The sequence below is a fragment of the uncultured Kordia sp. genome (assembly GCF_947489565.1).
In the GTDB taxonomy this organism is placed as follows: Bacteria; Bacteroidota; Bacteroidia; order Flavobacteriales; family Flavobacteriaceae; genus Kordia.
This window is the reverse complement of record NZ_CANLEA010000006.1, coordinates 137,447-153,363: the sequence shown is the minus strand read 5'-3', so window position 1 is coordinate 153,363 and position 15,917 is coordinate 137,447. Positions and strand designations below refer to the sequence as shown.

At 33.8% G+C, this 15,917-nt stretch carries 14 protein-coding genes; 6 read left to right on the top strand and 8 right to left on the bottom strand.

The window, feature by feature from the left end; all coding sequences use genetic code 11:
- Positions 1-97 precede the first annotated feature (97 nt).
- From fbaA to Q0845_RS09860, 3 genes are all read left to right on the top strand, one after another.
- Positions 98-1,165 (top strand): class II fructose-bisphosphate aldolase, encoded by a 1,068-nt coding sequence (gene fbaA, locus Q0845_RS09870; protein WP_298512317.1) that lies wholly within the window; start codon positions 98-100, stop codon positions 1,163-1,165.
- Positions 1,166-1,490: 325 nt separating this feature from the next.
- On the top strand, positions 1,491-2,348 hold the full coding sequence (gene accD, locus Q0845_RS09865; RefSeq protein ID WP_298512314.1) for an acetyl-CoA carboxylase, carboxyltransferase subunit beta: 858 nt from the start codon (positions 1,491-1,493) through the stop codon (positions 2,346-2,348).
- Between the two features lie 166 nt (positions 2,349-2,514).
- Entirely contained in the window at positions 2,515-3,123 is a 609-nt protein-coding gene (locus Q0845_RS09860; protein ID WP_298512311.1) for a hypothetical protein, read from the top strand.
- 78 nt (positions 3,124-3,201) lie between these two features.
- Here Q0845_RS09860 and Q0845_RS09855 read toward each other — a convergent pair whose 3' ends face one another.
- The gene (locus Q0845_RS09855; RefSeq protein WP_298512309.1) at positions 3,202-4,029 is read right to left on the bottom strand and encodes a hypothetical protein; all 828 of its coding nucleotides are present in this window, start codon (positions 4,027-4,029) and stop codon (positions 3,202-3,204) included.
- A 245-nt stretch (positions 4,030-4,274) separates the two neighbouring features.
- Here Q0845_RS09855 and rpsO point away from each other — a divergent pair, with 245 nt between their 5' ends.
- Together rpsO and Q0845_RS09845 are read left to right on the top strand one after the other, a co-directional pair.
- On the top strand, positions 4,275-4,544 hold the full coding sequence (rpsO, locus tag Q0845_RS09850; RefSeq protein WP_298512307.1) for a 30S ribosomal protein S15: 270 nt from the start codon (positions 4,275-4,277) through the stop codon (positions 4,542-4,544).
- 166 nt (positions 4,545-4,710) lie between these two features.
- Positions 4,711-6,948, top strand: a complete 2,238-nt coding sequence (locus Q0845_RS09845; RefSeq protein WP_298512305.1) for a polyribonucleotide nucleotidyltransferase — start codon at positions 4,711-4,713, stop codon at positions 6,946-6,948.
- 68 nt (positions 6,949-7,016) lie between these two features.
- Here the strand turns inward: Q0845_RS09845 and Q0845_RS09840 are convergent, their stop codons facing one another.
- Both Q0845_RS09840 and Q0845_RS09835 read right to left on the bottom strand, forming a co-directional pair.
- Complete coding sequence (locus Q0845_RS09840; RefSeq protein WP_298512302.1) at positions 7,017-7,385, bottom strand: hypothetical protein; 369 nt, start codon at positions 7,383-7,385, stop codon at positions 7,017-7,019.
- Positions 7,386-7,392: 7 nt separating this feature from the next.
- Positions 7,393-7,896: a hypothetical protein gene (locus tag Q0845_RS09835; RefSeq protein ID WP_298512300.1), complete on the bottom strand. Its 504-nt coding sequence runs from the start codon at positions 7,894-7,896 to the stop codon at positions 7,393-7,395.
- Between the two features lie 434 nt (positions 7,897-8,330).
- Here Q0845_RS09835 and Q0845_RS09830 point away from each other — a divergent pair, with 434 nt between their 5' ends.
- Complete coding sequence (locus Q0845_RS09830) at positions 8,331-10,478, top strand: response regulator (RefSeq protein WP_298512297.1); 2,148 nt, start codon at positions 8,331-8,333, stop codon at positions 10,476-10,478.
- Positions 10,479-10,514: 36 nt separating this feature from the next.
- On the opposite strand, the gene Q0845_RS09825 is transcribed toward Q0845_RS09830, so the two are convergent.
- From Q0845_RS09825 to Q0845_RS09805, 5 genes are all read right to left on the bottom strand, one after another.
- Positions 10,515-11,630 carry a helix-turn-helix transcriptional regulator gene (locus Q0845_RS09825; RefSeq protein ID WP_298512295.1) on the bottom strand — a complete coding sequence of 372 codons (1,116 nt, stop codon included), beginning with the start codon at positions 11,628-11,630 and terminating at the stop codon, positions 10,515-10,517.
- A gap of 230 nt (positions 11,631-11,860) precedes the next feature.
- Positions 11,861-12,271, bottom strand: a complete 411-nt coding sequence (locus Q0845_RS09820) for a GtrA family protein (protein ID WP_298512292.1) — start codon at positions 12,269-12,271, stop codon at positions 11,861-11,863.
- A 135-nt stretch (positions 12,272-12,406) separates the two neighbouring features.
- Positions 12,407-12,994, bottom strand: coding sequence for a CDP-alcohol phosphatidyltransferase family protein (locus Q0845_RS09815; RefSeq protein ID WP_298512290.1), 588 nt, complete (start codon positions 12,992-12,994; stop codon positions 12,407-12,409).
- A 1-nt stretch (position 12,995) separates the two neighbouring features.
- Positions 12,996-13,445, bottom strand: a complete 450-nt coding sequence (locus Q0845_RS09810; RefSeq protein ID WP_298512287.1) for a CDP-archaeol synthase — start codon at positions 13,443-13,445, stop codon at positions 12,996-12,998.
- Positions 13,446-13,503: 58 nt separating this feature from the next.
- Entirely contained in the window at positions 13,504-15,813 is a 2,310-nt protein-coding gene (locus Q0845_RS09805; protein WP_298512285.1) for a phosphotransferase, read from the bottom strand.
- Between the last annotated feature and the right edge of the window lie 104 nt (positions 15,814-15,917).

Genomic DNA, 15,917 nt, shown 5'->3' with positions numbered 1-15,917 from the left:
CAAAAGTGACTTCATTAGCTCTTCTAAAATTGTCAACTACGTAAAAACTCATCACAATTTTATTACTTTTGTAATCCAAACAAAAAAACCAAAGACGATGAGTCACAATATCAAAGCAGGAGTTGCTACTGGAGATGAAGTACAAGAAATATTCAACCTAGCCAAAGAAAAAGGCTTTGCTTTACCAGCAGTAAATGTAGTAGGTTCAAACTCTATTAATGGAGTGTTGGAAACTGCTGCCGAATTAAATTCTCCTGTCATCATTCAGTTTTCGAATGGAGGCGCACAATTCAACGCAGGAAAAGGATTAAGTAACGAAGGACAAAAAGCAGCAATCGCAGGTTCTGTTGCCGGTGCAAAACATGTACATGAAATGGCAGAAGCTTATGGTGTTCCTGTAATTTTACACACAGATCACTGTGCTAAAAAATTATTGCCTTGGATTGATGGTTTGTTAGACGCAAGTGAAAAGCATTTTGCTGAAACTGGAAAACCATTATACAGCTCACACATGATCGATCTTTCGGAAGAACCATTAGAAGAAAACATCGAAATCTGTAAAGAATACCTAGCGCGCATGAGCAAAATGGGCATGACCTTAGAAATCGAATTGGGAATTACAGGTGGTGAAGAAGATGGAGTTGACAATAGCGATGTGGACGATTCTAAATTGTACACACAACCTGAAGAAGTTGCCTATGCGTATGAAGAGTTAATGAAAGTGAGTCCTAAATTTACAATTGCGGCTGCTTTTGGTAATGTGCACGGAGTATACAAGCCTGGAAACGTAAAGTTGACACCAAAAATCTTAAAAAATTCGCAAGAATACATCTCAGAAAAATACAATGTTGGTCACAATCATATTGACTTTGTATTCCACGGAGGATCTGGTTCTACACTTGAAGAAATCAGAGAAGCTATTGGATACGGAGTGATCAAAATGAACATTGATACAGATTTACAATTTGCATTCATGTCTGGAATTCGCGACTATATGTTAACGAAGCAAGATTACTTGGCACAACAAATTGGAAATCCTGATGGAGACGACATTCCTAACAAAAAAACATACGATCCAAGAAAATGGTTACGTGAAGGTGAATTGACATTCAAAACGCGTTTAAAGCAAGCATTTGAAGACTTAAATAACGTAAATACTTTATAATAGTTGGGCGTTACCCGTTAGGTCGGGCTTTCGGCTATATCTTTTTTAACAAAAAAGGATGCCGCCTCTATCCCTAACGCCGAAGTTCTTACGAAAGTAAAAAACTAAAAAACAACCTCGTTAACACTGATAAACAACATGTTAACGAGGTTTTTTAGACTTAAAAAAAATTGAAACGATAGATAGCCAATTCAAATTTTGAGTTTGATTAATAAAAACAGTAATTTTGTCGCCTAACTAAAAGGAAAACTAACTAACTAATTGATCGTACGATACAGATTGTGACACACAGTCTAACATTGTAAATCGTAATTCACAAATCATTATGGCTTGGTTTAAAAGAAAAGAAAAAGGAATCCAAACCTCAACAGAGGAAAAAAGAGATACGCCCAAAGGACTTTGGTACAAATCGCCAACAGGAAAAATCGTTGATTCTGAAGAATTAATGAAAAACTTTTACGTAAGTCCTGAAGATGGATACCACGTTCGTATAGGAAGTAAAGAATATTTCGAAATATTATTTGATGATGATAAATTTAAAGAACTCGATAAAAATTTAACATCAAAAGATCCTCTAAAATTTGAGGACAGTAAAAAATACGTTGACAGACTTAAAGCTGCTAAAGAAAAAACTGGATTAAAAGATGCTGTTCGTACAGCCGTTGGAAAATCGAAAGGAAAAGATTTAGTCATTGCCTGTATGGACTTCAAATTTATCGGAGGTTCTATGGGAAGTGTTGTGGGAGAAAAAATTGCACGTGCGGCAGATTATTCACTTAAAAACAACATTCCATTCATGATTATTTCAAAATCTGGTGGAGCACGTATGATGGAAGCTGCATTATCATTAATGCAATTGGCAAAAACTTCTGCAAAATTAGCACAATTGGCAGATGCTGGAATTCCATACATTTCACTATGTACCGATCCAACAACTGGAGGAACAACTGCTTCTTTTGCCATGCTAGGAGACATTAATATCTCGGAACCAGGAGCGTTAATCGGTTTTGCAGGACCGCGTGTAGTTCGCGACACTACAGGAAAAGATTTACCAGAAGGTTTCCAAACTTCAGAATTCTTACTAGAACACGGATTCTTAGATTTTATCTCGCACAGAAAAGAACTCAAAAACAAAATCAACTTGTATATTGACTTGATTCAAAATCAGCCAATACGCGCGTAATTTTTGTTTACAACACATAAATCAAAAGGCTTCCAAATATGGAAGCCTTTGTTGTTTGTAGGACATAACTCTAGTTTAAAAACGAGTAGTAATACCTTAGTATCCTAAATAGAAAACAGCTAAATTCGTCTCACAAGACATACAATCACTTATACTCTTTACAATTATGGCAACCAGTTTTGAATTAATTTTTGAAAACAATAGTAACAATTCCGGGAATTTTACCATATTTCAAAAACCACCAAACAACAACAATTATCAATCGTTAGCATGGTTTTCAAAACCAGCAAACCCTCATACAAACATCGAATTCGAATGGGAAATTGAGTATAGTGTGTTCTGGTCTGAGAAAACAGAAGAAAAAGGCATTACGATTACCTCTTCGCAAAACATACCTGCGGGTTTAAAAAAACAAAACAAAGTCACGTTGACAAAAAAAGATGATGCCTATCAATTCATAGATCAAACTACCGATGCAAAGAATGATGGTTCTATTGTTATAGATTGTGACAGTTCTGTAGAACCCAATCAAGCTACTGTTGGAATTTGTATTGCAAAGAAAGCCATTGGTTCAATGGACGCAATTCCAAATATGAATAGCATATTTACGCCTAAAACAGAATACTGGATTGCTTTTACTGATATTAAAGAAGGAGAAATCATTGATACTGCCACACTCAATAAAGCGGTTGCTGTCAATTATTCTCCAGGTATTTTTAAGATGACAGCAATCCTAAATGCTGATGATACTTGGTCCATTGCTCCGACAACATAAATACAACGCATACTTCATATAAAAAGGCTTCCAAATTGGAAGCCTTTTGTTGCCTAAAACTAAAATTACTCAAGATTGCTAATCTAAATAAATTGTAATGGTATCTCCGTTTGGATTTGTCCAAGTGGCTTCTCCGTCACAAGTTCCGTCTCCGTATGCTAAAATCCCGGTGTTGTCATTACGTGATAATTCAACCGTTCCGCTTACGATAAAAGCACATACTGCTTCCCTGCGCAATGCATCTGTAATCGTAGCTGCATGTGTATTTCCAAGTCGTCCAGTTGTCGTAGCATTTCCTGTAATCAAAAATGCATTATCTACCCAAGTTCCTGAGCCAAAACCTTCAATCCATTCGCGGACTCTAGTTCCTTCACGAGTGGCCGTAGTTTCGTCTGGCCAAGTTACCTGCATATTTACCTGCGCTGTGGATTGCGGATTTCCTGCATCGTTTGATAATACGCGTTCTACACTGCGCGTTCCTGCGACCAACACTCCATTTCTGGTAAAATTGTCAAAAGTGACGGCAATCTCTCTTCGTGCAGGACTTGCATCCACTTCATGACTCATCATAATAATTCCACTTACTATATTTCCATTGGGTAATTCACATCCGTCGCCAAAATCGAGTGTTTTTTGTCTAAAACCTGCGCTAATTTCTACGGTAATCGTTACACATGGTGGTAAAAATGACACTGTGGATTCTGTTTCCTGTGCGGCATCGTCTACAATCAATCCAATATCATCCGATATCAAATCTATTTCTGCACTGCGTAGTGCAAGTTGGTCATCTATGGCAACTTCATCTTCTGCTGTTTCTGTTGCTGTTTCATTTTGACAAGCTGTCATTAAAAAGAGACTCATTAATACGAATAAAATCCCTTGTTGCTTTTTGAATTTGGTTTTCATCTGTTTTTGTTTTAAAAGTTTTTAATTTTTGTCAGATGGAATTCGCCTGTAATCTTTTTAATTCGGTACCAAAACTAATTGTTAAGGCGCATTACATATTTAACGTTTTTTAACAATTATGTTCTTAGGACTGTTGCAAATCAAAAAGGTTTAATTATTCATTTGCATTCTAAAAAATAGTAGTATATTTGCGGCTTGATACGATAGTCGTATTAATACATAAAAATTATTAAAACAATATTGGCATGTACTTAACTAAAGAAGTTAAAGAAGAGATCTTCGCAAAGCACGGAAAGTCTGGAACAGACACCGGTTCACCAGAAGGTCAAATTGCATTATTTACGCACAGAATTAATCACTTAACGGAGCATTTAAAGAAAAATCGTAAAGATTTTAATACTGAGCGTTCTCTTGTAAAGTTAGTAGGTAAAAGAAGAAGTTTACTTGACTACCTAAAGAAGAAAGAAATCAACAGATATCGTGCAATCGTAAAAGAATTAGGATTAAGAAAATAAAAGAAAAGAGGCTTCGTGCCTCTTTTTTTAATTATATAAACACACTTTTTACAGTTTGTAAGAAGTTATAAAAAGCTATAATTACTGGTTTTTCATTGGGTCAATACAACAACTACACACAACAACAACACAACGACCTTTGTTTAATTAGAATTAAAGAAAATTTATGATTCCAAAAGTTTTTAAAGAGGTCATAGACCTTGGCGACGGTAGAGAAATTTCTATCGAAACCGGAAAATTAGCGAAGCAAGCGCATGGTAGCGTAGTCGTACAGTCAGGAAAATGTATGTTATTATGTACGGTTGTTTCTAACTACAAACAAAGCGACGTTGACTTTTTACCTTTAACAGTTGACTACCGTGAAAAATTTGCAGCGGCTGGTCGTTATCCAGGTGGTTTCTTCAAAAGAGAAGCTAGACCTAGTGATGGTGAAGTATTAACAATGCGTTTGGTAGACCGTGTATTACGTCCACTATTCCCAAAAGATTATCACGCAGAAACACAAGTGATGATTCAGTTAATGTCTCATGACGAAAATGTAATGCCTGATGCAATGGCAGGTTTAGCAGCGTCTGCAGCTATTCAATTATCTGATTTCCCATTTGAATGCGCTATTTCTGAAGCAAGAGTTGGACGTATTAATGGAGAATTTATCATCAACCCAACTAGAGCACAATTAGAAGAATCTGACATCGATATGATGATTGGAGCTTCTGCAGATTCTGTGATGATGGTTGAAGGTGAAATGGATGAGATTTCTGAAGAAGAAATGACAGAAGCTATCAAGTTTGCTCACGAAGCTATTAAAGTACAATGTGCGGCACAACTTCGTTTGGCAGAAGCATTCGGAAAGAAAGAAGTACGTGAGTATGATCCTGAAAGAGCTGATGAGGAGTTAGCTCAAAAAATTCATGATATGGCATACGATAAAGTCTATGCTATTGCAAAAGCTGGATCTGCTAAACATGAAAGAAGTACTGCATTTGGAGAAATTAAAGAAGAAATCAAAGCTACTTTTACGGAAGAAGAATTAGAAGATTTCGGCGGATTAGTTTCTAAATACTATGCAAAAGCTGAAAAAGCTGCAATTCGTGATTTAACTTTGAATGAAGGATTGCGTTTAGATGGTCGTAAGACTGACGAAATCAGACCAATTTGGTGTGAGGTTGATTATTTACCATCAACACACGGATCGTCTATCTTTACTCGTGGAGAAACTCAAGCATTAGCTACGGTTACTTTAGGAACATCTAGAGAAGCAAACCAAATAGATATGCCATCTTATGAAGGTGAAGAGCGTTTCTATTTACATTATAACTTCCCTCCTTTTTCAACAGGTGAAGCACGACCAATTCGTGGAACATCTCGTCGTGAAGTAGGACATGGTAACTTAGCGCAACGTGCCTTAAAAGGTATGGTTCCTGATGATTGTCCATATACAGTACGTGTCGTTTCTGAAGTTTTAGAATCTAATGGTTCATCTTCTATGGCAACTGTTTGTGCTGGAACTATGGCAATAATGGATGCTGGTGTACAATTAAAGAAACCAGTTTCTGGTATTGCAATGGGATTAATTTCTGATGCTGATTCTGGAAACTATGCAGTTTTATCTGATATCTTAGGTGATGAAGATCATTTAGGAGATATGGACTTTAAAGTAACAGGAACTGCTGACGGAATTACGGCTTGTCAGATGGATATTAAAGTAAAAGGATTGTCATATGAGATTCTTGTAAATGCTTTAAAACAAGCACGTGACGGACGTTTACATATTTTAAGTAAATTGACCGATACTATTGAAGCTCCAAACGAAGATGTAAAAGCACATGCACCAAAAATGATTACCAGAACTATTCCTGGAGATTATATTGGAGCATTGATTGGACCTGGAGGAAAAGTAATTCAAGAGTTACAAAAAGAGACAAATACTACGATTGTAATTAATGAAGATCCTGTAACAGAAGAAGGAATTGTTGAGATCTTAGGAACAGATCAAGAAGGAATTGATGCTGTATTGGCTAAAATTCAAGCAATTACTTTCAAACCTGAAAAAGGAAGTATTTACGAAGTAAAAGTGGTAAAAATGTTAGATTTTGGAGCTGTTGTAGAATATACAGAAGCACCAGGAAACGAAGTTTTACTACACATTTCTGAATTGGCTTGGGAGCGTACTGATAACGTAAGCGATATCGTAAAAATGGGAGACATTTTAGACGTGAAATATTTTGGAATTGATCCAAAAACACGAAAAGATAAAGTTTCTCGTAAAGCAATCTTACCAAAACCAGAAGGATATGTTGCAAGACCACCAAGAGATAATAAAGGTGGTGGACGTGACAATAGAGGAAGAGATAATCGCGGACGTGATAATCGCAAACCTAGAGAAGACAAGAAAGAAAATTAATTTTTTCAATTCATACTATACAAAACGCCTCGAAATTTCGAGGCGTTTTTTTTGTTTGATTATATACATTAAATTCCCGCAGATAATCCCCATAACGCGACACCTGTAAGAATAGCGAGTGCACTCACTCCAGATATGATAACAGTCCCAATGGTAGAGAGTGTTCTGTTTTTTAATCGGATTCGTTCAATATTCTTAGGGTTAATTTGAATTGTATCTCTTTTATATATTCCATAATACAACGCATCTTTTTTAAACACTTCTTTATATTTTACACGTGTTCCTGATATGAGGTGTATTTTCACTTTTCGTTTGCTCGCAACGGCTTCATCTAAGGTTGCAGATGCGCTTCTGTATATTGTACAGCTTTGAAGCAATACTAATAATACTATGATTCCAGAAATTACTTTTGAATATTTTTGAATATGTTTCATCATCCTATTTTTAAAAATCTACTTGAAAAGATAATCCGCCACTCATCACTGATTGTACAGCATTTAAATTGACACGCAATTGCGGTCCTATAGAAAAAAAATTTCCAATCATAAGTTTCAATTTTGTCATTATTGGAACTCCTACCGTTATGCTTCTATCATCTGGAGCATTAAAGTTTTTTCTTTTGTAATTAAAGTAAGACAACCCAACAAAGCCTTCCCATTGCAACCAACTGGTTAATTCAGATTTTTTTCCCCAAGACAGACTTAATTCTGCGAAAGAATCATCTTCAGATCCAAACAGATTTAATTCTTCTCCAAATTGTGCAGACACTAGAAAATTGTTTTCTTTATAGGACAAACCAATATCTCCACTCAATGAAAGACCTCCTGATCCGCCTATATAAATAGACAGAGGATTTAAAGAAATTGATTCAAATTTGACACCTTCGTCTTTCGTTTGTGAAAAACCTAATAAGGGTAATAATAGTAGTATAACAATACACTTCTTCATAATAGTACAGTTTTAAAATTGATATGAAACGAAAGTAAGTACCATTCCAAATTTCAATATCCGAAATCATGGTTTGCAGAAAAATTCGGATGCTTTTTAGCATTTTTTTGAGTTAAAATGTTCGATTAGAAAAGTATGCAAAAGCCTATAAATACTAAGCTCAAAGCAGTTTATTAAAAATATTATTTATAAATAGGATCAACTCAAAGTATCTAAAAATTGAAGCTTTTCAATATGTCCGAAATCTTATTCGGATGAAAAATCAGGATGAATTATGGTTCTTTTTTAAATATTTAGAAAAAATTAAAAAACCATTACTATTGACAGATTACCTCTAAATGATGTCGTATTTTAAAAAAATAAATAACTTTAAAAAACACTAATCTTTTGGTTATCAGATTTTTTCATTATTTTGGAACTCCAAATGATTCTAAATGAAAAGCCCCTTTCTATTCTTATTATTTGCTCCTTTTATTTTATGGGCTCAAAATACCCAATTACAAGATTTTTCAATATCGAAAGATAGTATTGTAAAGATTTTGGATGAGTCTTATAAAAAAACATACACTGGAGAATATGAAAAAGCGCTTGAGCTTCAAAATTTTGCTTTGAAATGGGGAGAACTTAAAAAAAATGATTCTATTATTGGAGAAGCTTATGATTGTTTAGGTGGTACTTTTTGTCAATTAAAAAATTATGAAAAAGCGGAATTCAATTACAAACAATCTTTTTTGTTTTTGAAGAAAGCAAATTATAAGTCATATATGGTGTACCATCATAATAATATGGCAACTTTATATTACCTACAGGAAAAGATTGAAGCGTGTAAACAACAATACCAAAAATCTATCGCTATTGCTGCAGAAATCAATTCAACGTACCATGCTTTTTGGCCATCTTATAATATTGGAGCTCTAAATTTTAAAGATGGGGAATATGATTTAGCGCTAAAGCAACTCAAAGATGCACTAAAATATTTTCAACCCAATACAGATCATAATATAGAAATCCTTATACAATGTTATAAAATCATAAATTCAATTTATATAAAAAAAGAGCAGTATGATGATGCTTTAAAAAATATAAAACCTGTAGATTCATTAGCAAATATTAGTGGTAAATACTCTCAATTAATCATCGCTGAAGATTTAAAGTATCAGATTTACGAAGCCAAAAAAGAGTATGTATTGGCCAACAAATCACTTTTAAAAAAGGTAGAATATTTAGAAGATTCTTCAGAAGAAAATGCCCGATCTATTGAGCGTAAAACCAAATTACAGCAACAAATTATTGAACAAGAAAAAACAATTGTACAAACTCGTTGGTTTAGCATTATCATTTTTGTTTTATTCATCATTACTGCAGTTTTACTTTATTTACACTATAGAAATAATTTAAAAAGAAAAAAGCTGTATCAAAAAATCGTAGTGAAAAATAAAGAATTAAAATACGCTTCTGATTTGAAAACTAATTTTTTCTCAACCATTAGTCACGAATTAAGAACTCCATTATATGCGGTTGCTGGAATTACAGATATTCTCATTGAAGACAGTCCAAAAGCAGAACAAAAAAAATACTTACAAAATCTTAAATCATCTGGAGAATACTTATTATCGCTCATTAATAATGTACTACAGATAAACAAATTTGACGCAGATAAAGTAAAGATTCATAAAGTAGATTTTGATTTAAAAACACTTGTGACTGGTATTACAAACTCACTTTCGTATCTAACAGAACAAAATAATAACACCATTCATATTGATATTAGCAACAATGTTCCTACGCATTTAAAAGGAGATTCTTTAAAGCTGTCACAGATTATTATAAACCTGTTAAGTAATGCTTTAAAATTTACACAAAATGGAAATATCTGGCTCGATGTTAATTTAGTTGAAAAAGAAGATTCCAAAGTAAAATTGCATTTTAGTATCGCAGATGACGGCATAGGAATCTCTAAAGAAATTCAATCAAAAATTTTTGAGGACTTTTACCAAGAATCAATGCAATTGGAGCGTAATTATGAAGGTACAGGTTTAGGTTTAGCTATTGTGCAACGATTGATAAAAGCTTTGGGAAGTACTATTCATGTGGAAAGTGATAAAAACAAAGGTTCTAAGTTCTTTTTTGATATTGTATTAGAAGAAACTCATAATCTTTCTGTTACTACAACATCAAACGATACTGACATATCTGATTTAGCTTCCAAACACATTTTAGTGGTTGATGATAATCCCATCAATCAAATGATAACCCAACGCATTCTTAAAAAGAAAAATACGAAAGTAACTGTTGTAAGTTCTGGTGTAGATGCTATAAAAGCTGCTCAAGAGTACAATTTTGATGTTATTTTAATGGACATACACATGCCAAATATGAATGGTTACACCGCCACAGAACATATTCGAAAATTTAATCCTACAGTTCCTATCATTGCATTAACTGCAGTAAAACTAGATGAGAATAAGGAAAAAATTTTCAACTCTGGAATGAATGATGTTATTGTTAAACCCTTTAAAAAAGAAGTGTTTTTTAAAAAATTAAATAGTTTTTTGAGTTTTGATTCACAAGACAACATTTAAAAAGTTATCTCCACATAACGAACGATTCAGAAGCCTTTAATGTGTTTTTCGATATTCGGAAGGTGTAAGATCTGTAAACTTTTTGAAAGCTGTGTAAAAAGTAGATCGTGAATTAAATCCACATTCCAAACCAATAGCAACAATCGTATAATTGTCAAAATCGTCATCTTTGAGCAATGCTTTTGCCTGTGCTACTCGCAACGAATTTATATAATCGGAAAAGTTATATTCACTATGATTATTGATCAATTTTGATAAATGTCCCGCACTAATTTCGAGTTCATCAGACAATTGCTCCAAACTCAATTTTGAATCTAAGTAGCGTTGTTTGGAAATAATATAGTTAGCAATGGTTTCAAATTCCTGTTGATGCTTTTCTGATAAATTATTTTCAGCTTCTTGCGCTATCTTTTCTGTTGTTTCCGGCTTTAATGCTGCCAATTTTCCACGCAACATAATTCGATCATGCAATAAAGTATATCGCGATGTTCCTTGATAACCGATCCAATACAACAATACTGAAGTCGCCAAACGCAACGGATAATACGCGCGTGCATCTTTAAAATACGTATTCAACACAATGGCCAACACCCAAAATGTAATAACGAATCCACCTAGAATCAAAAAGATTTTCAACCATTTTATATCGTCATAATCTACAATAAAATCAAGGAGTTTGCTTTCTTTAAATACAATTCGAAGACATCTATAAAAAAGAAAAATTGAAAACGCTGCATTCACCATTTCTTCAATAGTTGTATACATTTTAATCGAAGAAACATCTGCTTCCGAAGCATTCAAAATAAAAATACTGCGTACAATCAATTCTATCGCAAACAAAGCAACTGCTAGTTTTAAATAGCTCGATACTTTGTCCTGAATCTTTAAATAATGAATTAGAAACATATAAAACATTGGCATAATAAACATATACCAAGGCACTAAAAATTGTCGTAAAAAGAAGAAGTCAAAACGAAAATCTTTCGCAATCAACCATGCTTGTAAATTATTAAGTGATAAAAAGAAAACTGTGAGATTCAAAAAAATGATCACATGATCTACTTTCTTTTTAGAAAATAATGTGAAACCATTAAAGATGAAACCTTGAACAGCTCCAGCTATCAATAAGAAATTAAAAAAGTTTGAATCCATTACTTTTTCTTTGTCGTGAAAGTAGGAAACTCAACGTAAACTTGAAATAATTTTGAGCTTTATTTAACAAGAGTTTATCAAAAATAAATTTTAAACAACTTCTGTTATATTACCAAGTTTTGAATTCATCATTTTGTTACCTCCTTTTTTGAACTAAATTTTCACAACTCTAGAAAGTTGCCCATTTTAATGGAAATCAGCTATGTGTTTATAAGAATAGTTAGAGTAATTTACACTGCATTGGCAACAGGTTTGAATATATATTTTTTAAGAAACACCAAACCAATCAATGCCGTAGCCGCTACACAACATGCCCAAACGAAACGATGGTGAACTTGTAAAAATTCGGACAAAAACCAATTGAGTCCTGTGGTAAACACCAAACCGCCAATATCTACAATATACGCTCGGTATAAACTTTTGAAATAAGAACCTTTGTGTAAAAATGTAAAGTATCTATGTAGCGCATGTTGTCGCGCCGTTCCAATAATAAAAGCAATTGTCCAACTAATTGTGGCTTTGGGCGAAAACGGATTGAGATAGTATATGATTTCATAGGTAAGCAAACTCAAAATCATGCCAATCGTTGCTATGACAAGCATTCGTACATTTTCTGATTGTTTGTAAAAATTAAAAGTCATAATTAAGAATAGTTTACAATGTACTATTGCTGTTAAAAATTTTAAATTCAGTGTCACTTCGAGCACAGTCCAGAAACTATAGAACCACGATCGTTATTAAGAAATCTCGACTGCGCTCGATTTGACATTACTATTTTATTGAGTAACTAACTTTTTCTGTTCTTTTAAAATCCAATACAAACCTTTGGCGTCCGTTTTCATTTCGTTTGAAATGAGCAAAATCGTGATTTCTTCTATATGTGAAATGTATCCAATAATCATTGCGATGTAGAACATATATTCGTTGTAACTCCACGCAAATAGTATAAAAATGAAGATTCCTTGTACATAACCTCCAATTTTTGTGGTGTATAAGTGTAGACTTGGATATTGTTTGAATTTGATAAAAGAAACAATCAAACCTAAGATATAGAAACCAATAAACAACCAAAGCATCCAAATAGAGTTTGCAAAATCATCAATTTTAAATGTAAAAACTCCAATAAAAGCTGCAATGAATGTTCCGTTGTCGGCGAGTGAATCTAATCGTGCGCCAAATTTGGTTTGCAGATTGAAACTTCGTGCAATCAATCCGTCTAGAATGTCCGTGATTAAATTCACACATAAAAATATAGCAAATAAACTTTCTTCTCCTGTATAGATAAACCATAAAATTAATGGAAACGTAAGCAATCGGTAAAAACTTAAAAAGTTAGGAACGTTGTATATATTTTCTTTTTGCATGTTAAAATGATTTTTTAATGTTGAATTGAACTAAGAGTTGACTGATCATGATATGCGTAGCGCTACAAATAACAAAGAGCAATAACGCATGCGGAAGCGAGATAAAACCTATTACAAAATATAGCAAAGTCACGCCAAAAGCGGAATCCATTTTATCAATCATTGCAAATAGTAGTTGATGAGAAGTTGCTTGTTGTCCAGCCTGAATTCCGAGTCTTCGTTTCATCCATGAATTTGGCAACTCAAACAACATATACGTAAAGCCAAGCAAGAATCCTATATAGAAAGCTTGCGGCAGTTGAAGATCAAAAGTGAAATTTATCCAATATAATAAAACAGCATTCACAATAGGAACAAAGACAAAACCTCTCCAAGTTTTGTTTTCACCAAACAGTTTTTGAGAAATTGGACGCGTTAACTGCGGAAATATATCTTTTTTAATCACGAACATATGCAATACATTCGAAATGATTAACGGCAGCAACACAATATATATATGGTGTAAAAAACTATGCATCAGCTTCTAAATAAGTAAGCATTTGCAATGCTGTTTGCAAAACGCGTTTTGAAAAATCGTACGCAATCAAAATTCCTGAAACTTCATAAAAAGAAAGTCTTGTAATAATGTATACTTTTAAGGAATATCTGCATGCTTTTAACCATTCATTCCAACCCACACCATCGTACATTTGATACTGTGTTTTTAGATAAAAGTAGAGTTCGTCTTTTTTGAAATTTGGCAATAGTGTAAAACTTAAAAACTCTACAATATCTCTTTGAGGAAAATCGATTACTGCCAATTCCCAATCGTAAATAACAGGAACATCATCTTTTCGTATGGCAATATTTCTTGGATTGAAATCATTATGAATGATGGTTTTTTCTATCGAAATTTTACTTGCTTGATATTGCAAATCATCAATCTCATTCAATAATTTTTGCAATGTGAATTGATCTTTTTCTGTAGCACATTCCGCAATTAAAATCTGCATCATTTTTTTGTACAATGCCGCAGCATTCCAAGGTTTAAATTCTGGCACATGTGAAAAATCAGTCACGTTGGTATACTGATGAAACTTCGTAATTGTTTTCAGTACCGAAATAATATCGCCAGGTTTCCAACATTCAGGATGATTCTCTGAATTCATAATTTTCATCTCCTCAACAGGTAAAAACTCTTGAATCAGCATGAAAATCTCACGTTTCGGATTGACATGTTTTCCAAAATATTTTGGCATATTTTCAAATCCGTTTTTATGTAAATACGAATACACTTCGATTTCTTTTAAATGACAATTGTGATATTCTAAATGCCTTTTTGATTTCTTCAACACATCCGACAACTCAGGATTAATAGAAGCCGCAATGGTATGCAAACCTTTAATTACCTCATCGTCTAGCGGTTTTGATTTTATCAGCACATCTTTGGTCTGTGCTTTTCCGTTTTGTTGTGTATAATCAATTTGAAACGGCAAAAAACCAATGATTTTTTTATTAACCTTTGATGCGATGTTGGTCAGAATTCCATTCTCCAATACATCGTGCGATTTCGGTTGTATGTTCTGAATTTGCTTGTCTTCAAAAAAACCATTCAAACTCGATTGTACAAAATTCGAAGTCACTTCCGAAGGCAACAACCATTGTACAGGTTTGTTTCTGCCTAGTTTTTCATGTGCTTTCGCGAATTCACCACTAACAATTGCCGAATATGTTGAAATTTCCAATCCTAACGCAAAACCTGCAATGAGCTTTGCAAATCGATTCACTTTTCCGCTTCCATAGCAATCCATAATTTCCAAAGCTTGTGCTTGTCTTGGCAAAGAAGTTCCGCCACCAATACTACCAATGACCAAATTTGGCAAGGTTAACTGCATATACAATCCGCCATTTTTTTGTGCCAAATGCAAAATGCCAACACTCGATTCGTGAATGGAAGCCAAATCTTGTCCCGTTGCCACAAAAATGGCCGCAATGGCATTGGCTACATTAATATTATAACCTACCATTCCGTCTTTTGCTGCTAATTTTTTAGACGGATGAAAGCAACGCATCAACTTCTCAGAAGTAGTTCGCAATACTTTTGTAATGATTTCTTCTGGAATTGTACATTCGGCAACAACATGAATTCCTCTTCCCGAATCTATATTATATTGTGATACTTTTTTATCGCATGCACCATTTCCTTCAATCACAAAATCAACAGGCACAATTCCCGTTGCTTTTGTAAACGCTTCTACCAAATACAGCATGGCGTGCCACGTACAGGTTGTTGTCATATTTTGCCCAGAAGCATCGCCGGTTTCATAGCTAAACTTTGCATGTACAACTGTAGCATCTTGAATACAATCGATTTCAATTAATTTTCCATGATTGGAATGCGCTTCTGCTGCTGCTTTGATATTGCTAAATGTATCTTTTATGTAGTGTTTAAAAATTGTTGCTTCTTTCGCTTTCTCAAAAATAAACATCGGCGAGCGTGTCATTTTTTGCCATTTGACTTCTGCTGAAAAACCATTGCTTTTGCTAATGACTTTGGCGCCTCTATTCATACTTGCAATCAAAGCGCCTTCTAAAGTTCCTGCGGTACAATAGGTCAATTCTTGTGTTCCGTTGTCATTAAATAATAACGGACCAACAATTCCCAACGGAATTTCAGTACTTCCTATATAGGATTCAATATTTCCGCGAATGTCTTGGTATTCTAATCTAGTTTCTGAAATTACATTCGTTTCAATAGCATTTGCCGTTAAAAAATCCAAACGCATGTTGGTCGCAGTGCTTGTTACAAGTCCTCTTCCTGGTATAATCGGTATTTCCATAAGTTCTAAGTTTTAATACTATATCAAATCTATTGCAATAATCACAGTCAAAATCCCGATCAGCACAAATGAAAAATTTATTTTTTGCGATTTTCACAAATATC